26 protein-coding genes and 1 tRNA gene are annotated in these 19,645 nt (G+C 55.0%); 19 read left to right on the top strand and 8 right to left on the bottom strand.

Translation table 11 applies throughout. The annotated features are described in order from the left end of the window. Window positions 1–42: 42 nt before the first annotated feature. The 9 genes from ACOOFE_RS19500 (at window position 43) to ACOOFE_RS19460 (ending at window position 9,618) form a co-directional block, all read left to right on the top strand. Window positions 43–1,350 (top strand): hypothetical protein, encoded by a 1,308-nt coding sequence (locus ACOOFE_RS19500; RefSeq protein WP_420411600.1) that lies wholly within the window; start codon window positions 43–45, stop codon window positions 1,348–1,350. A gap of 14 nt (window positions 1,351–1,364) precedes the next feature. Continuing rightward, window positions 1,365–1,817: a hypothetical protein gene (locus ACOOFE_RS19495; protein ID WP_420411599.1), complete on the top strand. Its 453-nt coding sequence runs from the start codon at window positions 1,365–1,367 to the stop codon at window positions 1,815–1,817. Further along, the gene (locus ACOOFE_RS19490) at window positions 1,814–2,611 is read left to right on the top strand and encodes a hypothetical protein (RefSeq protein WP_420411598.1); all 798 of its coding nucleotides are present in this window, start codon (window positions 1,814–1,816) and stop codon (window positions 2,609–2,611) included. Before ACOOFE_RS19495 ends, ACOOFE_RS19490 begins: the two co-directional genes overlap by 4 nt. Continuing rightward, entirely contained in the window at window positions 2,608–3,009 is a 402-nt protein-coding gene (locus tag ACOOFE_RS19485) for a toxin-activating lysine-acyltransferase (protein WP_420411597.1), read from the top strand. The genes ACOOFE_RS19490 and ACOOFE_RS19485 overlap by 4 nt, the downstream gene beginning before the upstream one ends. Beyond that, on the top strand, window positions 3,010–4,911 hold the full coding sequence (locus tag ACOOFE_RS19480; RefSeq protein ID WP_420411596.1) for a hypothetical protein: 1,902 nt from the start codon (window positions 3,010–3,012) through the stop codon (window positions 4,909–4,911). It begins immediately after the preceding gene. Between the two features lie 3 nt (window positions 4,912–4,914). Beyond that, window positions 4,915–5,520, top strand: a complete 606-nt coding sequence (locus ACOOFE_RS19475) for a hypothetical protein (protein WP_420411595.1) — start codon at window positions 4,915–4,917, stop codon at window positions 5,518–5,520. A gap of 101 nt (window positions 5,521–5,621) precedes the next feature. After that, on the top strand, window positions 5,622–6,251 hold the full coding sequence (locus tag ACOOFE_RS19470; RefSeq protein ID WP_420411594.1) for a hypothetical protein: 630 nt from the start codon (window positions 5,622–5,624) through the stop codon (window positions 6,249–6,251). 157 nt (window positions 6,252–6,408) lie between these two features. Next, the gene (locus ACOOFE_RS19465; RefSeq protein ID WP_420411593.1) at window positions 6,409–7,362 is read left to right on the top strand and encodes a hypothetical protein; all 954 of its coding nucleotides are present in this window, start codon (window positions 6,409–6,411) and stop codon (window positions 7,360–7,362) included. A gap of 3 nt (window positions 7,363–7,365) precedes the next feature. Continuing rightward, window positions 7,366–9,618 (top strand): hypothetical protein, encoded by a 2,253-nt coding sequence (locus ACOOFE_RS19460; RefSeq protein WP_420411592.1) that lies wholly within the window; start codon window positions 7,366–7,368, stop codon window positions 9,616–9,618. Here ACOOFE_RS19460 and ACOOFE_RS19455 read toward each other — a convergent pair. After that, a complete protein-coding gene (locus ACOOFE_RS19455) occupies window positions 9,615–9,824 on the bottom strand; it encodes a hypothetical protein (RefSeq protein ID WP_420411591.1) in 210 nt (69 codons plus the stop codon). The two genes, ACOOFE_RS19460 and ACOOFE_RS19455, sit on opposite strands and share 4 nt — an antisense overlap. Window positions 9,825–9,836: 12 nt before the next feature. Next, window positions 9,837–10,355 carry a hypothetical protein gene (locus ACOOFE_RS19450; protein ID WP_420411590.1) on the bottom strand — a complete coding sequence of 173 codons (519 nt, stop codon included), beginning with the start codon at window positions 10,353–10,355 and terminating at the stop codon, window positions 9,837–9,839. 127 nt (window positions 10,356–10,482) lie between these two features. Here ACOOFE_RS19450 and ACOOFE_RS19445 point away from each other — a divergent pair, with 127 nt between their 5' ends. The 4 genes from ACOOFE_RS19445 (at window position 10,483) to ACOOFE_RS19430 (ending at window position 12,463) form a co-directional block, all read left to right on the top strand. Continuing rightward, window positions 10,483–11,247 (top strand): N-acetylmuramoyl-L-alanine amidase, encoded by a 765-nt coding sequence (locus ACOOFE_RS19445; RefSeq protein ID WP_420411589.1) that lies wholly within the window; start codon window positions 10,483–10,485, stop codon window positions 11,245–11,247. Between the two features lie 53 nt (window positions 11,248–11,300). Then, window positions 11,301–11,789, top strand: a complete 489-nt coding sequence (locus tag ACOOFE_RS19440) for an inadl protein (protein ID WP_420411588.1) — start codon at window positions 11,301–11,303, stop codon at window positions 11,787–11,789. After that, window positions 11,786–12,013 carry a transcriptional regulator gene (locus ACOOFE_RS19435; RefSeq protein ID WP_420411587.1) on the top strand — a complete coding sequence of 76 codons (228 nt, stop codon included), beginning with the start codon at window positions 11,786–11,788 and terminating at the stop codon, window positions 12,011–12,013. Before ACOOFE_RS19440 ends, ACOOFE_RS19435 begins: the two co-directional genes overlap by 4 nt. A 138-nt stretch (window positions 12,014–12,151) precedes the next feature. Further along, complete coding sequence (locus tag ACOOFE_RS19430) at window positions 12,152–12,463, top strand: hypothetical protein (RefSeq protein WP_420411586.1); 312 nt, start codon at window positions 12,152–12,154, stop codon at window positions 12,461–12,463. Window positions 12,464–12,565: 102 nt separating this feature from the next. Here ACOOFE_RS19430 and ACOOFE_RS19425 read toward each other — a convergent pair whose 3' ends face one another. Then, a complete protein-coding gene (locus tag ACOOFE_RS19425; protein ID WP_420411585.1) occupies window positions 12,566–12,775 on the bottom strand; it encodes a hypothetical protein in 210 nt (69 codons plus the stop codon). A gap of 162 nt (window positions 12,776–12,937) precedes the next feature. Here ACOOFE_RS19425 and ACOOFE_RS19420 point away from each other — a divergent pair, with 162 nt between their 5' ends. Continuing rightward, complete coding sequence (locus ACOOFE_RS19420; RefSeq protein WP_420411584.1) at window positions 12,938–13,621, top strand: hypothetical protein; 684 nt, start codon at window positions 12,938–12,940, stop codon at window positions 13,619–13,621. On the opposite strand, the gene ACOOFE_RS19415 is transcribed toward ACOOFE_RS19420, so the two are convergent. The 4 genes from ACOOFE_RS19415 to ACOOFE_RS19400 form a co-directional block, all read right to left on the bottom strand. Continuing rightward, window positions 13,539–14,078 (bottom strand): hypothetical protein, encoded by a 540-nt coding sequence (locus tag ACOOFE_RS19415; RefSeq protein WP_420411583.1) that lies wholly within the window; start codon window positions 14,076–14,078, stop codon window positions 13,539–13,541. The two genes, ACOOFE_RS19420 and ACOOFE_RS19415, sit on opposite strands and share 83 nt — an antisense overlap. 12 nt (window positions 14,079–14,090) lie before the next feature. Further along, a complete protein-coding gene (locus ACOOFE_RS19410) occupies window positions 14,091–14,297 on the bottom strand; it encodes a hypothetical protein (protein ID WP_420411582.1) in 207 nt (68 codons plus the stop codon). Beyond that, window positions 14,297–14,575 (bottom strand): hypothetical protein, encoded by a 279-nt coding sequence (locus tag ACOOFE_RS19405; protein ID WP_420411581.1) that lies wholly within the window; start codon window positions 14,573–14,575, stop codon window positions 14,297–14,299. The genes ACOOFE_RS19410 and ACOOFE_RS19405 overlap by 1 nt, the downstream gene beginning before the upstream one ends. A 494-nt stretch (window positions 14,576–15,069) precedes the next feature. Next, window positions 15,070–15,144 (bottom strand) — tRNA-Thr (locus ACOOFE_RS19400). Between the two features lie 419 nt (window positions 15,145–15,563). Between ACOOFE_RS19400 and ACOOFE_RS19395 the strand changes: the two genes are divergently transcribed. From ACOOFE_RS19395 to ACOOFE_RS19380, 4 genes are all read left to right on the top strand, one after another. Next, on the top strand, window positions 15,564–15,743 hold the full coding sequence (locus ACOOFE_RS19395) for a hypothetical protein (RefSeq protein ID WP_420411580.1): 180 nt from the start codon (window positions 15,564–15,566) through the stop codon (window positions 15,741–15,743). Window positions 15,744–15,896: 153 nt separating this feature from the next. Beyond that, entirely contained in the window at window positions 15,897–17,186 is a 1,290-nt protein-coding gene (gene murA / locus ACOOFE_RS19390; protein ID WP_420411579.1) for a UDP-N-acetylglucosamine 1-carboxyvinyltransferase, read from the top strand. A gap of 34 nt (window positions 17,187–17,220) precedes the next feature. Then, a complete protein-coding gene (locus ACOOFE_RS19385) occupies window positions 17,221–17,634 on the top strand; it encodes a toxin-activating lysine-acyltransferase (RefSeq protein WP_420411578.1) in 414 nt (137 codons plus the stop codon). A 500-nt stretch (window positions 17,635–18,134) separates the two neighbouring features. Continuing rightward, window positions 18,135–18,413 (top strand): hypothetical protein, encoded by a 279-nt coding sequence (locus ACOOFE_RS19380; RefSeq protein WP_420411577.1) that lies wholly within the window; start codon window positions 18,135–18,137, stop codon window positions 18,411–18,413. A gap of 51 nt (window positions 18,414–18,464) precedes the next feature. Here ACOOFE_RS19380 and ACOOFE_RS19375 read toward each other — a convergent pair whose 3' ends face one another. Continuing rightward, a complete protein-coding gene (locus ACOOFE_RS19375) occupies window positions 18,465–18,947 on the bottom strand; it encodes a DUF3124 domain-containing protein (RefSeq protein WP_420411576.1) in 483 nt (160 codons plus the stop codon). 240 nt (window positions 18,948–19,187) lie between these two features. Here ACOOFE_RS19375 and ACOOFE_RS19370 point away from each other — a divergent pair, with 240 nt between their 5' ends. Further along, window positions 19,188–19,625 (top strand): DUF2948 family protein, encoded by a 438-nt coding sequence (locus tag ACOOFE_RS19370; protein ID WP_141188912.1) that lies wholly within the window; start codon window positions 19,188–19,190, stop codon window positions 19,623–19,625. Window positions 19,626–19,645: the final 20 nt, after the last annotated feature.

The following is a 19,645-nucleotide window of genomic DNA, read 5'->3' as shown; positions in this document are numbered from 1 at the left end:
ACCGTCCGCAAGGGCGGTTTTTTTATGCCCGGAGACATCTGAATGGCTTGGACACAACAGCAAACGGATCAATACCTGTCGGATAATCCGGATGTGGCGGCTGCTATCCGTGCTGGTACGATGGATAGCGCGTTGGGTCATTTCACCAGGCATGGATCAACTGAAGGCCGGTCTGCTCCAGGCACGACACCTGGAACCTCTGTTAGCGCTCCGCCGCAGCCAGCACCGCAACAGGTTGTCGATGATCCGCCGGCGCCTCGCTATCCATCGCTTTACAACGAAATGCGAGGAACTGGCCTTGGCGGTCCGGATGTTGACTATACGAACTCTCCGGTTTCAACGGCGCCTTTCCAGAATGCCCACCATTACATTGGTCCGGACGGTGACCCGAGCCGCTTGATTGATGCGATTAAGGCAGGTCAGGTCCGGTTCAACCCAGACAACTATGCATTTCGATATTCAGATCTTGCGGAAGCAGGGATTGATACGGCTGATGAGCTTGTTGAGCACTACGCTACCCACGGCTGGAGAGAAGGCCGTGCGCCGGGTGTTGATGCTCCGATCTACGTCAATGGCACGCAGACCCAAGAACAAGCAGCGGCAGGCGTTGATCCGATAGCCGACGCCCTGAGGGCCATGGGCCAGACACCCAATTGGGAATCGTCTGGGACCGGGCTTGGAAGCGGTTTGACTGGTGGCACTCAGAGCGCGTCAACTGCTGATGAGATCCGGAACGAAATCGACCAAATCCTGAACGACAACGTTCAAGACAACATTGCTCAAGTGTACGCGGAAGACAGCCCGCTTATGCGCTTGGCTGCTGGCCGTGCCCTGCAGGTTGCCAACTCCCGCGGCATGCTGAACAGCACCATGGCTGAAACCGCAGCCCAAGACGCTGTGCTTAACGTTGCGATGCCGATTGGCAGCCAGCAGGCATCGCAGAACTGGCAGACAAACGAGAACCAGCGCGCCTTTGACCACCAGACCGATTTGCTGACCCAAGAGCTGAATTGGCGTGGTGATCAGGCAGGCCTCGATCGACAACACCAAATTACGCAGCAGGACCGTGAAATTGGGTTCCGCTCAGCTGAAGCCAGCCTTGACCGGGAACTTCAGGAGCGCTTGCAGACCTGGAACCTGAACGCCACGGAAGCAGACAATGCAGCCCGTCAGGCTTACTCAGCCCAGACCCTTCTGCAAAACACCTTGGTCAACATCAACGCCAATACGAACCTGACCGCGCAGCAGCGTTCTGACCAGATCGCACAGGCCCGTGCTGATTTCGATATGGCGATGTTCCTGGTCGAACAGATTTACCGGGTCGACCTGAATTGGGCAGACGCTGCATGATCCGGCCAGCGAAAATGACGGACATCCCCCGTCTGCTTGAGATCCTGGCAGATGCCCATTCCCGGTCGATTTATGCGGATGTCTGCGGGATTGATCGCACCCGGGCCAAGACCTTGCTCATGGAGGTTATCAGAGCCTCTTTTGACGGGGAGGCCTATGCAGCCGTTGCAGAAGTGCAGGGGCAGGTTGAGGGCTTCATTCTCGGGGTTGAGGAACCGCTTTACCTGATCGGTGACAAATCGCTGGTGACTGACTTGTTTTGGGTCGCAACGTCTCGTGTCAATCCTCGCGATCCACGTCAATTGATGGCCGGAATGGTGGAATGGGGCCAAACCCGTCCGCATGCCGTTGAGATCCGCTGTGGAACCACCCCCGTTATTCAAGAGCCTGAAAAGGCGGCCCGGATGTTGAAGCGTTTGGGTTTCAAGCCCTATGGGCAGTTTTCTAGATTGGAGATCAAGCGATGAGCGCAATTGCGAGCGGAATCGGGACGGTCTTTAAGGCTGTTGGAAGCACAGCCGCGAAAATCTCATCTTCCGTTGTCGGGATTGGCAAGGCCGCTTTCACTGCCGGTGCAGCAACGTCTGCCGGTTCCATGGCGTCTGGTGGGCTCAATGGTGTCATTCAGTCGGTCACAGGCGGCGGTGTGCTTGGCAATGTTCTGACTGGCGCTGTCAAACAGGCCGTTGTTGGAGCTGGCCTTGGTGCTGTGACAGGGGCATTGACAGGCGCCGGAGCAGGCAAGGGGGCCTTGTTTGGCGCAGCTGGCGGGGCGCTGACCGGTGGTTTTGGGGAACTCCTGAACCAGGGCGCTCTCCCAACTGGCGGGAGCACCCCGGCAGTGACGCCGACCGGTTACGCGCCAACGGGTCAAACAGGCTGGAAAGATCCCACACAGCTTGCCATTGCAGACCCAGCCGTAGCGGCAGCGCCTGCAACACCAGCCACGGCTGCGCCAGCTTCAACGGGCCTTGGGGCCGGTCTGAAAGGCCTCATGGACAACGAGCTGCTAATGGGCGCGCTCGGCGGTCTTGGCGAAGGTATGATGAAGAAAATGGAAGTCGATGCCCTCCGTGAAGAACGGGGTGCTGAGCGGGCCTGGCACGATGCCAGAGATAGGCGCATCACGGATAGCTACAACGTCTCTCCTGATGCGCACCAGAGCCAGCACAAGGCAGCGAAATCCAATCCGCGGAAGCAGGGGGGCTTTCCGTTCTTCAATTACAACAGCCAGACAGGCGAGCTTGAGGCTATCGCATGATCAAGCTGTTGGGCGAAATCGTCACTTTGATGGGGCGCTCTGACCTTCACCAGAAATGGGCGATCGGGGACGTTCTCCGGCTGATGGGGCCGCCCCTACTGCATCGGCAATTTGTTGAATTGCGTGAAGGTGGGAAACTGGTCGGTTTTGGCACTTTCGGGTTCCTGACGAAGGAGGCCGGTCAGGGGTTTTCTGACCGGACACGCAAGCTCCAGCCGGATGATTGGAAGGCCGGCGATAACATCTGGATTGTTGACTCCCTGGCACCGCTTGGTCATGGAACCGAGCTCGCTCAATTACTGCGGGATACCCTGATTGAGAAGGGTTTCAAGGGGCGCCGGGTGACATTTGTCCGGGTGAAAGGGGATGAACGGCGCATTTCTGAGGTGGTTCTTTAAATGAGCAAAGATGGTGACTCTGACAGCGATAAGGACGGCCTCGGCGGCTTTGGCGGAATCGCAGACACGATTTCTGATGCCTTTTCTGGTGCGCTCGGGGCGGTCACAGATGTAGCTGCTGAAACGGGCCGCGCATCCCGTGAAGCGGCGGCCAGATCTGAAGCCGCAGCATCACTGACAGAGGCCGGGTTTTCCAACCTGTCGGGCACCGATACCTTCAGCCCGTCAACCGGCCGATCAACCGGCACAACCGCATCTGCGGCAGCGACCAGTACCGGCACGTCAGAGCGCAGTTCAGGTCTGGGTGTCAGCTCATCAGGGCGGGAAGCTTCGGGGCCAGGTGGCTTTTCTGAAGGTCTGGGGCCGGATCTCACTGCTGCGCTGAGCAGCACGGCCCTATCCACGCAGGGCAATCTCATGCAGCCCTATGACCCGAATGTAGCTGCAACCTATCCCGGTGCCCTCAGCCCTGACCGCATATCAACGTTGACAGACACGTTGACCTATACAGCGCCACCGGCTGCGCGTGAGGTCGAGGCACTGAACGCCTATGCGTCTCCAAGAGGGTTTGGGGCACAAGCACTCGAGCGGGCAGGGCGGTTTTCGAAGGAGGCTCTTTCTCCAACCGATCTGACGGAGTATGGGGCGATTCTAGGCCTAGTTCGAGCAGCAGAGGCCCATGCCATAGACCCCTATAATTCTCTCGCACCAGCCCAAAGAGGCAGAAAGACGCCTACCCACACGGATCTAACTTCCATGACCGTTGCCGAGGTTATGGCCTTTCAAAAAGACATGTTGAAGGCCGGGCATGAGACGACCGTTGTTGGCGGTTATCAGGTCAAGGCAGATACTTTGCGGGAGACGGTCGATAAGCTTGGCATAGACCCCAACACGACCGTTTTTGATGCAAACACGCAAGACCGGATCGGCGCGGCACTCGCGGATCGTCGTGGTTTCCCCGACTATAAAGCAGGTAGGATTTCTGCGGACCAATTTGCGGACAATCTTGCAAAAGAATGGGCAGGGTTCGCGAAAGCAAACGGCAAATCGCACTATGAAGGTGTCGGGAGCAACAAGGCGACGGTTTCCCGCGCGGACGTGATGGCAGCGGTGACGGCTGAACCAGAATTTGATCTGGACGTGGCCCTTGCTCCTGCCGGTGTCGAACTTGATCCGATTGATATGCCGGGCAGTGCATTTGCCTCTCATAACCCATCAACACCGACGGGCAAGGAACGGGCCGCGCCAGACGCTCAGCAAGTCACAACCTCAACCATTTCTGTCGAGCCAGAGCAAACCACACAAACCACAGCCCCAACGGTAAACCCACACCCGGAACAAACCGCTCTCGGACGGTTGGAAACCACCTATCTGGACCCTGAAGTAAATACGGTTGAGACGGTAACCGTCACCGGAACACCAAATCAGCCAAACCAAAGCGCCGCAGCCCCATCAACCACAACAACGGCGCAGCAGACCGGCCAACCGGAACAGGCAACTGAAGAAACAAATCAGGGCTTGGGACCAGTTGGCCGGGGAATTGTAACCACGGGCGTTGATGCCGCTGTCAGCATGGTCCCGGGTGTCGGGATTGTGAATGGCGTCATTGCCGGTGTTAATGCGCTTGGTGAAATTGTTGGTTTCGATACGGGTATCCCGTCAGTCGGTGAATTCGTTGCTGACAACATTGGCAATGTGTCTCCAGGGACCGATCCTGCGGCGCCGACGGAAACCGACCCGTCGGAATTCGTCAATGAAACAATTGAAGCACCAGAAGCAGCAGCCGTGGCGGCTGTGGCAGCCAGCCCATCAAACACAATTCAACGGTTGGAGAACACCTACATGTTCCCGACCCCGGCTGAGCGCTGGGGTGCTAACGCCCGGCAGTACCGAGGAGCTTAACCCATGGATCAACCGATGCAGTCCACTGGCCTTGCCCCGGCTCCGCAGGGGGCAGGCATCAGCCCACAACGGGCCACACCTGAAGAGCAGACCCTTCTGGAGAAGGTTGTCGCGAAGGCCTACAACCTGATTTATGACGATCAGGCGGTTGGCAGTTATCTGGAGATGCTAAAGGGCAGCGGGAACCCTGACAAAGGGCTCGCCAATGCTGTTGCTCATACAGTCGCAAGGGTTGCGCAAGCAGCCGAAAATGGCGGTCAGAAGTTGCCCGGCAATGTCCTGTTCCAGGCAGGCAAAGAAATCACAGAGGACTTGGCTGAGCTTTCGACCAAGGCCCGTATCAAGGACTATGAACAGGACCAGGATGCGCTCGATGGGGCCTTTTTCCAAGCAGTCGATGATTTTCGCCTGATGATGCAACAGAACGGCCGGATTAATCCGAAGGTCCACCAAGAAGATCTGGCGCGGCTTCAAAAGATGGATGGTTCCGGCCAGTTTGAACAAGTCTTGAGGGGGCTCGCTGCCTCGGACGATCAGGGAGGCCAGGCAGGGGAAGCCGGCGCCCCTTTTCCGGATCTTCTACCCGCGGGGGTGATGTTGAGCCGGTAGCCGAGTGGCGGAACCGGGATACGACATTGCATGAGCATGCAACTGACTTCGCCGCCAAGGGCCTTGAGTGGCTGGGCTTAAATGAGCGCGGCGCGCAAAGCATGAGCCGGAAAATTGTAGATCCGGCAGCAGCCATCCTACCGGGTTTCAGTGATGCTGTCGCTTTTGATGAAGCTGAAGGTTTCGGGGATTATCTGCTAGCGGCTGCAGGTTTGCTCCCGCCATTCAAGGGGATTAGCGCCCTCAAGAAGGCCGCAGGGCAGCTTGTTGAAGCTGGTGGGCGGAAGTTTCTTACAGCCTCAAACGGCACAATCGACTTTGGCTATCTGCGAAAAGGGATCGCAAAAACCGATGGATCTCCGCTCCCTCACAAGCCTATTCGGGTTGAAGAAGGGAAGGAAGGTAAAGAGGGTTTTGGCGCCGATCACTTAGCGCCTGAACGACACGAACGAGCGCGTGAACTTGGGTATCGGGACGCGATCCATATGATGGAAGATGTTTCCCGGAACTATGACACGATTGTTGAAATGACAAATGGCCGTCTGCTTTTGGTCAAACAGAACGGTTCAAACCGGTACGCGGTTGTTGAACTGCAAGAGGGCCCGGACGCCTTTTACGGGATGACGACAACCTTCCCGGAGCAACGTGGCAACGTCGGCAAATCCAAACGGATCTACCTAAATCGTGAAATCGACCGCAAGGGTGGGAAAGTGATCTGGTCGAAAGACTAGAAAAACGCCCTGAGATGGTCAGCTCTCCATCGGCCACTTCCGGCAAGCGGTCCCATTCAGAATGCAAGCCAATTCGCCGGGGCTCACAATCACACGCTGGGTTGGCAGGGCTGCCTGAAGATAAGCTCAGAAAGCGCCTAAATCAAGGACACACGATATGACTGGTTTTGGATATGCTTTGGCTGGATTGGCCAAGGGCGTCGGTTATGCTGGCCTGGAACAGGCAAAAGCGAAACGGTCCGCGACCCTGCAAGCTTTGCGTGACAAAGGCCTGATCGAGCGCATGGAGATGCAGCAGGACCGTCTTGATGAGCGTGCTGAGGCAAACCGGACGCATCAGACAGCCGAACGGGAAGCGGCGCAGGCGTTCCAGCTTGAGAACACGAAGCCCGCGAAGCCCATTATTCAGACCATCTATACTGAAGACGGCCGAGAACAGAAAGTCATCATAGACCCGAATGACCCAACCAAGTTTACGCCGATTGGCGGTTCAAAAGCTCCCTCTGGTCTGGAATTGGAATCTGATGGCAAAGGTGGCGTTCGCATTGCGACCGGTGGAAAGAGGTTAAGCGCCACAGGGGACAAGGCCGTTGAAGAGAAAATCCTGAATGTTCAGGAGGAACGACTGCGGCTCAACTCCATTCGAGATTCAGTCAAGGACGAGTATCTGACCTGGACGGGGGATCTCAAAAACGGGGCGAACTGGCTTCGGGCAAAGATCGATCCAAACAGCCTGTCTGATGAAGACAGGAAAAACTACACCGCTTACACCCAATGGAAGCAGAACACGCTTACCAACGTCAATCTGACCATCCAAAGCTTGACCGGCGCAGCGATGGGTGTCGATGAAGCCAAGCGCATCATGGCATCTCTGCCCGGTCTTGAAGATGACGCCATCGCCTTCAAGGCTAAACTCGACGGCGCCCTTGCCGAGATTGACAAGAAGCTTGATCTCTATGCCCGTCAGCGCGGGGAAACACCGCCGAGCGCGATTGAACAAGATGGTACGGCTGACACCTCCAAACCCCTGCCTGCTGACATCGTTCAGCGCAAGGTGGTTGGCGGGAAAACCTACATTCAGGACAAGCACGGTAACTGGTTTGAGGAATAACTCATGAAGGCCGTATCAGATCCAAACCTGCTGGCTCAGCTCAACGGAAGCGAGCAATCCAGCCGCGCTAAAGTGAGTGATCCAGAGATCCTGGCGCAATTGAATGCACCGGCTGAAGCGGATGCTTCCGAAGGTGGTGCCGTCTGGAACGCTGTCAAAGGCGGCGTGAACTGGCTGACCGGGAATGTGGATACTGAATATCCGGAGGCTGGTGAGTTTGACGACACCGGCAGCTTTGGCGGCAATCTGCGGGCGGCCGGTGGGTTTATCACCACACCGGATGATCAAGCCCGTGCAAACATTCTTCAGAAGATCAATCCGGATATTGAGGTTCAACAGGACCGGGACGGAAACGTCATGGCCAGACTGCCTGATGGGGAATGGGGCTATATCAACAAGCCCGGTCTATCCATGCAGGACTTTAACACAGTTGTGGCCGAGGTTTTGAAGTATCTTCCTGCAGCCAGGGGAGGCGCGTTGTTCACAGGGGGATTGGCCAAGGCTGGAGTTACCGGGGGTTTGAGCGGCCTCACAAGCGCAACTGAAGATGCGTTGTCCGATGCGATGGGCTCGGAAACAGGGGTTGATCCGGTCAAAGCCGCGTTTGCCACCGCATTTGGCGGCCTTTCAGAACCATTAGCTATTCTGGCAGGTAAAGCCTGGCGGGCCATGCCCTGGAAAAAAGGCCTCATCGATATCGGTAAAGGAAGTTTGAACCAGAAAGGGCGAGCGGCAGCACAGGCAGCCGGGCTTGATCCGGACCAGATCACCCCTGAAATCGCAACAACTCTGGATGATATGGCCCGCAAAGGACTTGATTTCACTGACGATGCTCAAGCCGCAGCAGCCGGGGAAATCATTGACCCGAAACGCATTCCGGCAACACTGGGCGAAAAGACTGGCGCCCGTGCTCAGATGGCCGCTGAAGCTGCTATGGAATCGGGCGGGCGCGGCACAGAAGCTCGGGCCATCATGGAAGAGTTCCGGCGCAAACAGGGGTCTTCCATGGTCACGGCTTCCGATGACCTGTCCCGCGGCGTTATGGAACCGGCAGATGCCGCTGGAACGGTCGGAAGTTCATTGAAAGAACGAGCTGGTGATGCCTGGCAGGCTGTCGATGAAGCCTATGAGCAGCTTCGACAGACACCCGGCGCTTTCCATGCGACTTCCTACAAGACCTTTGTAGACCGGACCTTGAAGAAGCGCTTCGCCTTCGAGGGCCTGGACGTTCAGAACAATCAGGCTGTCGCCCATGCTACCAAGATATTGGAGAAGGCCATTCCAGGGCATGTGTCAAAAAATCCTGCTCGCGGTGTTACCATCAAACGCATAGAAATCGCTCGACAGGAACTTCTAAAGGCGCAGAAAGCCGCCCGGCCCGAAGATCAAAGAGTCTTCGGATCTGCGATCGGCGCTGTCGATGCTTGGTACGACAAGGCACTGCGAACAGCCCTGGTTAAAGGGGATTATGACCAGATCAAGAAGGTCGTAACGTCAGCCCGGCAGGCCAGGAAGGACTACGGTCAGAAGTTTGGCAAGAACAACACAAAGAGAGCCCAAGGCCAAATGACAGATGATGCCGGCGCTTTCATCGAAAAAGTGGTCGTGGGTGACCTGACAAACACTGAGCTTGCGGCCAAACTGTTTGAAAAGGGAACGCGCAGCAGCGGAACCAGCACCCGCGTTGTCAAACGTCTTGAAACCATCTTCGGACGGGGATCTGAAGAGTGGGAACTTCTGGAAGGGGGGGCAATTCGAAATCTGCTATCGGGCAAGGGCGGGATGCTGCGCGGGGTCAGGTTGGATCAAAACGGGCAGCCGATGCTTTCAAATGATGCGATTGGCACCCTGGCACGGGATATCAAGACCTATCTCAAGACCGATTACGCCAAGACCCTTCATGGCGACAATCTCAAGCACCTTGCGGCCTATGCAGATGAACTGCAGAAGTTCACGAGAGACAAGACGATTGCCTCAATATCCGGTTCGGATCAGGGCAATTTGAGAGCAGTCTATGACCTGACACAAAGATTGCTTCGCGGGACAGGGGTTGTGGACATGTTGTCCGGAGGCGGAGTGACAACCTTTGCTGCAGGTGAAGCCATGAAGACCGCTTCGAAGGCCTCAAGCCGCAGGGCGGCAGAGAACGCGACCCGGTCACTGGTTCTGCGGATCCCTGTGAGCCCTATCGTCAGGGAAATGGTCACTGGATCATCTGCAGCAGCAGGCGCGCATGTTGGAAGTGAGATGCGTTAGTGCAGCTTGAGCATAATCCAAATGCTGGGCACAAGAATGAGCCCGGCAGTCGAGAGCCAAATCAAACGAAGTTTCTTAGGGTCCAGCGCGTCCGGAGTGCCTAAGAGGAAACGCAGCAGAAACAACACAACGAAAAACCAGGTGTTCGCGGCGACGATGAGCCAAAAGAGCTGAAACGCTGTCAGATCTGTGATTGGCGTGTCCATGCTGGTACTCTTTTATTGAGTTTTTTTCGGGACGGGAGCGGGGGTGCGGTCAGCTTCGAACGTTACGGTGCTGTGTGTCTCGGGCTCTTTTTGGCTTTGTTCATAGGCAGCTTTGTACAGTTCAGGGTAGTAGTATGCGCAATCCTTTTCGCAACGCCATTCACTCTTATCGGTGAACCTGAAGGATTCGCCATTTGTCAAAAGAAGTCTCATCGTGCCTGGGCTCTTCATAGCCACGGCACCTATGCCATTCGCAGTACCCGTGCCATCACAGCGAATGTAAATCCAGACTTCTCCGCTCGCCGGATAAGTAAGAATGAACCGCTCGCGGAAATCTCCGGGTTCGCAAGAACTCCGGCCAATAATTCCGGCATTGATTTCGCAGGGGCCGTTGTAGTCAATTTTGTCTTGGCCGTTTCTATAGGTGCATTGGCCTTCGTATTCCGAAGTGGAGCCAGCAGATACAGGGCTAGATGAAGCGAACGGCAGCGCCAAAACCACCGCGACTGCCAAGACCCATTTTGATTGCATCTGCCAAAGCTCCCAACTTTGGCACGCAGCCTAGCGGGCAATTTCTGATCTGAAAAGGGTGCCGTTGCACCTCAAAAGAACCCACACCGCCGAGAGGCGGTTTTTTTGTGCCTGAAAGGAAAGGCAAATGAGAGAGATTGACGAGATCATTGTTCATTGCACTGCGACCCCAGAGGGGCGGGATGTGGCCCGCAGTGAGATTGATGAATGGCATAAAGCTCGTGGCTGGTCAGGCATCGGTTACCACCGCGTCATAGGCCTCAATGGACAACGGTTCGCTGGTCGGGAGCTGTCGAAGGTTGGGGCACACTGCGCCAGCCGAAACAGTCGGACCATCGGCGTGGTCTATGTCGGGGGCGTGGAAGTCGACGGCCGGACACCAAAAGACACCCGCACAGCCGCACAGAAAGCTTCGCTGATAAACGAGCTCACAGAGCTTCGTGATCGGTTCGGAATCCAGAAGGTCAGCGGTCACAACGAGTATGCTGCGAAAGCCTGTCCCTGCTTTAATGCCTCAGAGGAATACGATCACCTGTTCCCTGAGGGTGGTTTTATGCAGACCGAAGAGGATTTGACCCTGGAACGTGGAGACATCGGGCCGATGGTTCGGAACTGGCGTCAGGACCTCGCCACATACCGGCGCATGATCAAGCACCCTTACCCAATCCCGATTGAAGGGCCATTCGATCACACCCTGGAACTGGTGACGATCTGGTTCCAGAAGCAGCGGGGCATCTTTGCCGATGGCAAGGTTGGACCGCAGACCCAAGATGAAATGGATCGGGCACTGAACGGCAAGCCGCCGTATCAGGCACTTGCCACCACGGAACCGGATCTTGATGAGGTTCGGCGCCACTTAAACGCAGCTCAGGCTGCACTTGGATCCGCTTAACCGCGGCCTTCGCCGGTCGAACCGGCACCTTTCCTAAAACCGGAGATCTCCCCATGATCCGCAATGTATTTGTGGCGCTGATAGCGCTTGTTCTTTTCCCGCTGCCTGCCTTCGCGCAAACCACAGTCGATTTTTCTCCTGTCATTGAACAGGTGATCGGCGGGGTCTTTTCCGTTGTTGGTGTTGCTGCCGTCTGGCTCCTGAACAAGGCCCTTGATGCGTTCAAGGAACGAACAGGTATCGAACTGGATGATCAGTACGCCCGGCGCCTTGATGGGGCTCTCTGGAACGCGATCAACTATGGGCAAGTGAAGGCCCAAGAAACCCTCGCGAAACACGGCAAGATCGATATTCGCAATGAGCTTCTGGCGAACGCAATCAACTATGCGATGGAATCGGTCCCCGATGCGTTGAAGCATTTCGATATCAGTCAGGATCGGCTTTTGGACATGCTTGAGGCCCGGCTTGGCATGGACCTGGACGGTGACGGCGCTATTGGCGGTGAGCCGGACAAAAACCCGAACGTCCAGTTGGTTTCGTGACTGCCTTCCTCGGCCTTCTGGCCACCATTGCGCAAAAGGTTCTCGCCGGTTTGGCCGGCGAGTTCCTTCGCCAGCGCCGTCATGACAAGGCGATAGGCGAAAACACCCTCCTGAAATCTCAAATCCGGTCCCGAAAGGCCATTGACCGTGCCAAGAAAACCTCTGAGCGCCGTGATCTTGGCGCTGTTCGTGACCGGCTGCGTGAGCGCGCCGGGAAGCGGTAACCCTTCACCTGAGGTCGGAGATGTCTGCGCTGCTCTCGCTCAGATCAAATGGCGAGCGGAAGACGCAGGCCATGTTTCCGATGATTTGGCCATGTCTCTCGATCGGGTTCTTGAGATCGAACAGGAGCACGGGTGTACATGAACGGGGCGATCACTTGGGAACAGATCACAGCCTTAACCGTCATTATCGGCGCTGTGGCCGGGGCATGGTGGTTTCTCTTTTCTTCAAACCTGGCTACCCGTCGCGAGTGCCAGAAGGAAACCCAACAACTTCGTCAGGATCTTGCCGCCTACAAGCTGGAAGTGGCTGAGCGCTACGCTTCAGTCGATCACTTGAAAGAGGTTGAAAACCGGCTTGTCAACGCGATCGACAAGTTGACTGACAAGCTCGACACCATGCCGGACCGTCTTAGCCGGATAATCCAGCAAGCGATATCTGACACTGATTAGGAGGTCGGCCATGCCGCCTTACACTTGGCCATACATCTGGGCAGCAATCGCTGTTTCCTGCCTGTTCAGCCTCGCACAAGCGTCAAATGATGAGATGACCGGCTACGCGGAATAACCGTCTGTCGTTTCCACGGCTTCAACATCCCCGTTGTCCTCAAAGTCTTCAAAGTGGGCGCTTTCTGCGCAAATCTCATCGAACTTTTCGGCAGACATCCGGGCCATAATTACGACGTCATTTCCGACGTGGGTGACGACAAATGGCACATCACCATTGGCAATGATGGAAGCTTTTAACGCTGCTAAATGTACCATTACAGCACCTAAGGAAATCTCGTTGACCTATGGTTGTTTGACAGGACGAAATATTCGTCGCAACCAATCTAGGGTCGTAAGCTTCCGCGTTCAATCCAAATACTAACGCTTGGTTAATAGTATAGGTAAAGAATGATATTTACACCGGAACAGCATCAAACAATGATGCGGGCTTTTTCTAAAGTCGATCTTGAAATTGCTGAAGCTGGGTTTAGTTGCCGGGTCGAAACGGACTTTGATCGGCTAAAGGAAGACATTACCAAAACGGGTAAGCCGCTCAGCCCATGGTTCTGGGCAGACAAATACGATTTCAACGGTCACAATGCGTTTTGCATGGTCTTGGAAAAAGACGGGCAGGGGCTTGCCTATATTTGTAGCCAGCGGATGGATCTCGGCGCCAGGACACTTGAGCAGGCCTATATCCAGCGTCTGAAGGCTCTTTATAGCCATGACAAGACCGCCAAGCTGGACGAATCCTGGACCTGTGAGCCGTTGCAGGACGTGACTGGGGTTGTCGCCTATTCCGGCGATGCTGTTACGCACCCGGATCTTCGCAGCTGCGGCTTCTCTCTGAGGACCCTCGGACTGGTGTCCCGAATGTCGCTCTTCTACACGTTGACCTATTGGGATGATGTCAATTGGATCGTCGGCACGATTCCGGACAAGAACATTAAGAGGGGCCTTGGCTGGGCCTATGGCGGCAACCGCTGCTATGCGATGTCCGAAGATTGGGAAGTGATGCCGGAGGACGGACGCGGCAAGCTTAATGCAGCCATCGTCCTTTCGTCCCGTAAGGATGTTCTATGGACAGCAAAAACTGTGATAGCCAATCGTCCGTCGGAGTGACGTAAACAGACGTTGCATAAACAGGTGTCCGGAGGCCGACAAAACCGATCTGGACCTTACGCATCAGCCGGTAGTATTCGACAAAAACCGGCTTAAGAGATCCTGGCGGGTGAACTTCTAGTTCCAGCTTTTCTGCCACCGTATAGCCACTGGACGCGATCGGATAACCCGCTGCAATTGTCCTGGCAAAACGCGGATCTTGAGCGACCACCGAAGCTGTATAGTCGGCTCCAAACTTTCCAGCCATAATTTGATGAAGGAAGGACTGAGATCCTTTGTAGATCATGTGGGGCGGTGTTTCGCCATCGCCACCGGTCCTGCACCACAGCTGCTGCTGCTTAAACGGCATCTCCCGGGTGAAGAGACCGTTCTTTTTTGTCCAGTATCCGTCTAAGGCTTTTATTCTATTGCCGGCTCTACCAGTCATATTCGCCGGGTCGATGGGCGTTATATGCATCAGTCTTTCAATCTATTCGTGAAATTCGCCAGAGATCTGCGCAATGGCCTGGATGACCTGAATTTTTTGCTCATCCGTTAGTTCATCGATGTTCTTGTCCTTGTGTTCCGGACCTAACAGCATTTCGATGAACATTTCGAAGAATTCATCTGTTGCATCACTGTCCAGATCAATTCCGCTGTCTGGCAGCTGGGTTTCTCCAAACCCTTTGTTTTTCATTAGGTTGCCTCTTGCCGCACGATACGAGCGCACCGGGTGACAGCCTTAAAAAACTGGACTGCATTCATCTTATCACCGTGTGCTTTCAACTTCTGTTGTGCTCTTGTGGAAATTAGGGTCAATAGCTCTTGTTCACTCATATCCGAAACTCGGTTTTTGAAACCTTCTTTACCTAGAGTCTCGGCGTGATATAGGCGTGAAAGATCGGCTTTGTTTTTGACTATTTCCTCGGCAATTCTACCAAAGATGTCATCTTCCGCAGATAAAAAATCATCCATAACAATGCCTACTGGTAATTTTTTACAGGTTCGCCTAGGTCTTCCTCTGGGTCAATAGGTCGCGTGCCAGTCAGATTGTCCCGTGGGCCGGGGGATACTTGGGGCGCATCTCTACCTTCCGAGATCCACATTTTGCGCACTTGAGCAGGTGACGCTCGTGCAGCTCGGGAACAGCTTCATGATCCTGAAATAGACGATCACCGGTCTTCGGGTGTTTGGTGTCCGGATCAACAACAACATCCCGCCCGCATCCAAAACAGCACATGATGAGGCGGTGGCCTTTTGCTCTGATCGTTCCGACTGTCACCGGGTCTGGGAAGGTTTTGCGATTGAGTGGCATGAGAACAAACCCTAGACAAAACTGTACGGGTTTTGTTCGAGAATTGTCACAAAATCAAGTCTGTTCTCTGCATGTTCCTGCAAGAAGCTGCAAGGTGACGGCCATGCGAAAAGCAGTGATGGTCGGTAAGGCTTTGAATTGTAATGATTTTTAATGGTGCTGCCGGGGAGATTTGAACTCCCGACCTCTCCCTTACCAAGGGAGTGCTCTACCCCTGAGCTACGGCAGCATCTGGTGGGTGCCTTTTCGGCGGACCCGCGTCTGCAAAACAGTTTGTTTTGGGACGTCAATGCTTGTCCCGAGCGGCGATGCCGTCCGGAATGAGGGGGCTTTTGCCATAACAGGTCTCAGGACGCAAGCGCCGTTTTGGTTTTTTTTGTTTCCCGCATTTCCGGTATTTGAGGTTGGGCACGAATTTGTCTTGAAGGTTCAAGAAATCCCGCCGTTTGCCGCACTCTGAAGGTTGTGGATAGTTCCTAAATGCAGCCATCAGGCCAGCTCAATTTGTCTCGTGGCCCGAACCAAGCAGAAAAGGCGGGCAATGTTTGCGGCTTGACCTCAAAAGCTCAAACTCTGGTGGGTTTCTCTTTGCCGGACCGGAGTTCAGTTGATAGGTTGCAGCTCAAATTGAATGGTTCAGATACGGTCATGAGCGAAAAAGATAAAAAAAGCCAAGATCTTGCAGAGGGTGACGCTAAAACGGCAGCATCGCGCCCGCGCAGCAGCCAAAAAAATGACGGGCAAAGCCGGGAAGACCGGCTGGCTGAGGCCTTGCGGGCGAATTTGCGGCGGCGCAAGTCCGCAGCCCGCAAGAGCAAGGCGGATTGATCCGGCTTTTCTGCTTTGGGGCTGCGTCAAGTTTGCCCAAAAATCAGCGATATCTGTGCCTTGCAAGGGCCATAAGTTGGGTGTAGACGCATCGGCTGATGTGAATTTCTAAGGGAATGCCGCGATTTTTGCGGCTTGGGTTCGGGGATAAGTATGGACAGTATTAAAGTCACCGGCGGTGCGGAGCTGAATGGGGTGATCCCGATTTCCGGCGCCAAGAATGCCACTTTGCCGCTGATGATTGCTGCGCTGCTGACCGATGAAACCCTGACCTTGTCGAATGTGCCGCGCTTGCGCGATGTCGCCCAGCTGATGCAGATCCTGTCCAATCACGGGGTCGATTATTCGGTCAACGGCAAGCGGTCCGGCCAGGATGATTTGGCCGGACAGACGCTGAACCTGACTGCCCGGGAGATTGTCGACACCACGGCGCCTTATGAGCTTGTCTCCAAAATGCGGGCCAGTTTCTGGGTCGTTGGCCCGCTGGTTGCGCGGATGCACGAAGCCCGTGTCTCGCTGCCGGGCGGCTGCGCCATTGGCACCCGGCCGGTGGATTTCTTCATCCAGGGGCTGGAAGCGCTGGGTGCTGATATCGAGATCGATGGCGGCTACGTCGTCGTAAAAGCCCCAGGCGGCCTGAAAGGCGGCCGCGTTGAGTTTCCGCGGGTGTCGGTTGGCGCGACCCACACCATCATGATGGCGGCAACCCTTGCCAAGGGCGAAACCGAAATCGTCAACGCGGCGCGTGAACCGGAGGTGGTTGACCTTGCCAAGTGCCTGAAGGCCATGGGCGCGAAGATTGAAGGTGAGGGCACGTCGACCATTCGCATTCAAGGTGTTCCGCGTTTGCATGGAGCTCATCACGCGGTGGTCGCGGACCGGATCGAGACCGGAACCTATGCAATGGCGGTTGCCATGACCGGCGGTGAAGTTCTGCTTCAGGGCGCGCGCACCGAGCTTCTGGATGCCGCTCTAGACACCTTGCGCCAGACGGGCACGGAGATCACGGATACCGAAGACGGCATCAGGGTTTACCGCAATGGCAACGGCATTCAGCCGGTGGATGTCACCACAGAGCCGTTTCCGGGGTTCCCGACCGATCTGCAGGCACAATTCATGGCTTTGATGACCAAGGCGGGCGGCACCAGCCAGATCACGGAAACCATTTTTGAAAACAGGTTCATGCACGTCCAGGAACTGGCCCGCCTCGGCGCGCAGATTTCCATTGATGGCCGGACGGCCACCGTCGAAGGCGTCTCCACGTTGCGCGGTGCGCCTGTGATGGCGACAGATCTGCGCGCGTCCGTATCGCTGGTGATTGCTGGATTGGCGGCGGAAGGCGAAACCACCGTCAGCCGGGTTTATCACCTGGACCGGGGCTTTGAACGCCTGGAAGATAAATTGACCCGCTGCGGCGCCAAAATTGAGCGGATTTCGGGTTAATCGCTAGTCGTCCGGCAAAACCCGGACTGACACTGTGTTTAACGCGGTGAAAAACCTGAATGCCGGTCTCGGGGAGACCACCGGTAGGCTAGCGCGCGATCCCAAATTCAAACATCTGTCGCTCAGCGATCTGGAGTGGCTGGTGCTGCCCCCGCTGGCAGCCAATCAGGTTCTGACCCTGCGCGGCAAGGTGAAGGACAAAGACGGCCAGGAAAACGGCCTCAGCGTGCCGCTGTGTCTGGCGCTGTGGGCAAAAGTGTCCGATGAGGTCGATCAGAAACTGGACGCCCAGCGAAAGGCAAGAGCCCGGCTGCGCCTTGCCCCGAAAGACTGGACTAGCGGCGAGATTTCCTGGCTGCTGCTGATCACCGGGCCGCAGGAATTCATATTGAAGTTGGAAGGGCAACTTCGCAGTGTGCTGGGTGCGGGGGCAACAATATGGGATTAATGGCGCCGTCCGCGCAGCCATTGGTTGGCCGAGATATAGTGGTGGACCTTAATCAGGGTATGTGGGGCACTTAATGTTTTCAACACAGTCCTTGCTTGTGATTGCGCTGATAGTATTGGCGCTTTTACAGATTGGTGTCAGGTTCGTTCGTACGCATCTATTTAGTAAAATTGATCCGGATCGTCGTTATCATAGAGTTAATTGGCGCGGTTATTCTCACTTTGATCCAGGAGATCCTAATTCTCCGAGTGAGATGTTGAAAATATATAGAATTACATCAAGACTAACTTTTTTAATAGTTGGCGCGTTGGTCTTTGTTTCTGTGTTGATTGCAAGCCTTTAGGTGGTGTGATGACAAATACTGAGTATTATGTGGGTGGGCGCCCTTTTTCCGGTGAGGAAGGGTTTGAATTTAGAGATGGACTTATCAGTATTCTGGATTGGGCTACTTCATCATTTGTATTTGCCCGGTCAAAAGCCCAAGGTAGGCGAAACTCGTCATGGATTTTGCAGATAGTCTGTTAGCAAAAGCAGTCATTTTTCTTGGTTCAATATTTGTAATTGCTGGATGGGTTAAGACGTACCTTTTGTGGCGAATTGACCCTGAAAATAGATATCACATAAAAAATATTGCGGGTGGGTCGCTAATAGATAGATCAAAAGAAAATATACCAGAAAAGATGATTATAATTGAGCGTGAATGCAATAGAGTAAGAAAATATGCGATTATAGTTTTTGTTGCGATTTGTGTTTATATTGTTTTGTTGAAGGCTATCTAAGGGTCTCTGTCGGTGAGCGTCCTTCCTCGGAAGGGGTGGGGACTACGTCTATTACTGAGCTCCAACTGTCCGGTCGATGACACGCCCTCGGGACGTAAACGAGGGGCCAGGTGTGCCGGGGCCAGTCACCATAATGGCCTCGGTCAGAGGACTGAGCACCGCCGTGTCCGCTGTCCATTCGACAATGAAGTTCGCGCCAACTCCGCCGGTGGTGTCATTGCTGGGAACCAAAAAACTGGCGGACTCCAGTGGGTTGAGAGCTCGTGGGGTTTCGAGGAAAGACCGCAGCAACGTCCCTGTTTCGTCGTGGTAGTCAATTCGGCCCAGCGTCAGGCTGTTTTCCGGATCAACGTTGTGGACGGTCAAAGTGGCGGCCAGCAATTCCGAGCGGTTTGGGAACGAGAAAATCCGCGAATACGCCGGGACATAGATGAGTTCGCCCCGAGCCCGCTCCAGCTCCGCAGCCAACACGTGGTGGGATGGGGCGGCGGCAGACAAGACTGCAAGAACGAGAATTTTTGCGATAAGGCGCATCTATGGATCCAATCATCTCAGGCAAATCGCAATCTTGCAGGTTTGCCAGTGGTTGAGAAGAGCTTCCATAGGGAGAAACGGGCAGAGCCTTGGATCTGCGTTGCATTGAAGCGTATGGCAACGCGTTCCTTTGTTGCCAAAGACCTCAATCCCGGTTAGGTCATCAGCCTTGGAGTTGGCCCTCGCCAGTCCTACATGCGGGCTGTGACAAAACAACACTTGGACGACCAATTGAGCACTATGGATCAGCTAAAACTCGCCGCCCTGGATGAGGAAGACCTTCAGGTTCTTTCTGCTCATCTTCAAGATGCGGTCATAACGGTTGCGGACATCCGCTATTTGCCGAAAGAAAACAAAGCCGTTTTCATCATGAACCGCTTTGTCTGGGACAAAGAAGCGGACAAACGCTCAAAAGAACACGAGCGGCGCCGGTCTGCTTTGGCCGTGTCTCGCGTCAGCGGTATGAAAGCGCAGAACATTCAGCAGGATGCGAAGGGTGTTGTTCTGGAGTTGTTGGCGGTGACCTTCGAAGAAGGCGAAACGCCTGCTGGTCAGATCCAACTGGCGTTTGCCGGCGGGGCCAGCATTCAACTCGACGTGGAATGCATTGAGGCGCAACTGTCCGATCTTGGTGCTGCCTGGTCGACGCCCAACCTGCCGCAGCACGATCTTACCTGACAAAACTACGTTTGCCGGCG

The sequence above is a fragment of the Roseibium sp. genome (genome assembly GCF_965216085.1).
In the GTDB taxonomy this organism is placed as follows: Bacteria; Pseudomonadota; Alphaproteobacteria; order Rhizobiales; family Stappiaceae; genus Roseibium.
This window is presented reverse-complemented; position numbering and strand designations above follow the sequence as displayed.

Excerpts from the sequence above, each read along its gene's own strand:
- ACOOFE_RS19475 (WP_420411595.1), top strand. The coding sequence starts at position 4,915 with ATGGATCAACCGATGCAGTCCACTGGCCTTGCCCCGGCTCCGCAGGGG.
- ACOOFE_RS19470 (WP_420411594.1), top strand. The coding sequence starts at position 5,622 with ATGAGCCGGAAAATTGTAGATCCGGCAGCAGCCATCCTACCGGGTTTC.
- ACOOFE_RS19480 (WP_420411596.1), top strand. The coding sequence starts at position 3,010 with ATGAGCAAAGATGGTGACTCTGACAGCGATAAGGACGGCCTCGGCGGC.
- ACOOFE_RS19420 (WP_420411584.1), top strand. The coding sequence starts at position 12,938 with ATGATGCGGGCTTTTTCTAAAGTCGATCTTGAAATTGCTGAAGCTGGG.
- ACOOFE_RS19455 (WP_420411591.1), bottom strand. The coding sequence starts at position 9,824 with ATGGACACGCCAATCACAGATCTGACAGCGTTTCAGCTCTTTTGGCTC.
- ACOOFE_RS19430 (WP_420411586.1), top strand. The coding sequence starts at position 12,152 with ATGAACGGGGCGATCACTTGGGAACAGATCACAGCCTTAACCGTCATT.
- ACOOFE_RS19380 (WP_420411577.1), top strand. The coding sequence starts at position 18,135 with ATGGATTTTGCAGATAGTCTGTTAGCAAAAGCAGTCATTTTTCTTGGT.
- ACOOFE_RS19445 (WP_420411589.1), top strand. The coding sequence starts at position 10,483 with ATGAGAGAGATTGACGAGATCATTGTTCATTGCACTGCGACCCCAGAG.
- ACOOFE_RS19495 (WP_420411599.1), top strand. The coding sequence starts at position 1,365 with ATGACGGACATCCCCCGTCTGCTTGAGATCCTGGCAGATGCCCATTCC.
- murA (WP_420411579.1), top strand. The coding sequence starts at position 15,897 with ATGGACAGTATTAAAGTCACCGGCGGTGCGGAGCTGAATGGGGTGATC.
- ACOOFE_RS19485 (WP_420411597.1), top strand. The coding sequence starts at position 2,608 with ATGATCAAGCTGTTGGGCGAAATCGTCACTTTGATGGGGCGCTCTGAC.
- ACOOFE_RS19395 (WP_420411580.1), top strand. The coding sequence starts at position 15,564 with ATGAGCGAAAAAGATAAAAAAAGCCAAGATCTTGCAGAGGGTGACGCT.
- ACOOFE_RS19405 (WP_420411581.1), bottom strand. The coding sequence starts at position 14,575 with ATGGATGATTTTTTATCTGCGGAAGATGACATCTTTGGTAGAATTGCC.
- ACOOFE_RS19415 (WP_420411583.1), bottom strand. The coding sequence starts at position 14,078 with ATGCATATAACGCCCATCGACCCGGCGAATATGACTGGTAGAGCCGGC.
- ACOOFE_RS19410 (WP_420411582.1), bottom strand. The coding sequence starts at position 14,297 with ATGAAAAACAAAGGGTTTGGAGAAACCCAGCTGCCAGACAGCGGAATT.
- ACOOFE_RS19370 (WP_141188912.1), top strand. The coding sequence starts at position 19,188 with ATGGATCAGCTAAAACTCGCCGCCCTGGATGAGGAAGACCTTCAGGTT.
- ACOOFE_RS19450 (WP_420411590.1), bottom strand. The coding sequence starts at position 10,355 with ATGCAATCAAAATGGGTCTTGGCAGTCGCGGTGGTTTTGGCGCTGCCG.
- ACOOFE_RS19425 (WP_420411585.1), bottom strand. The coding sequence starts at position 12,775 with ATGGTACATTTAGCAGCGTTAAAAGCTTCCATCATTGCCAATGGTGAT.
- ACOOFE_RS19490 (WP_420411598.1), top strand. The coding sequence starts at position 1,814 with ATGAGCGCAATTGCGAGCGGAATCGGGACGGTCTTTAAGGCTGTTGGA.
- ACOOFE_RS19460 (WP_420411592.1), top strand. The coding sequence starts at position 7,366 with ATGAAGGCCGTATCAGATCCAAACCTGCTGGCTCAGCTCAACGGAAGC.
- ACOOFE_RS19465 (WP_420411593.1), top strand. The coding sequence starts at position 6,409 with ATGACTGGTTTTGGATATGCTTTGGCTGGATTGGCCAAGGGCGTCGGT.
- ACOOFE_RS19375 (WP_420411576.1), bottom strand. The coding sequence starts at position 18,947 with ATGCGCCTTATCGCAAAAATTCTCGTTCTTGCAGTCTTGTCTGCCGCC.
- ACOOFE_RS19440 (WP_420411588.1), top strand. The coding sequence starts at position 11,301 with ATGATCCGCAATGTATTTGTGGCGCTGATAGCGCTTGTTCTTTTCCCG.
- ACOOFE_RS19500 (WP_420411600.1), top strand. The coding sequence starts at position 43 with ATGGCTTGGACACAACAGCAAACGGATCAATACCTGTCGGATAATCCG.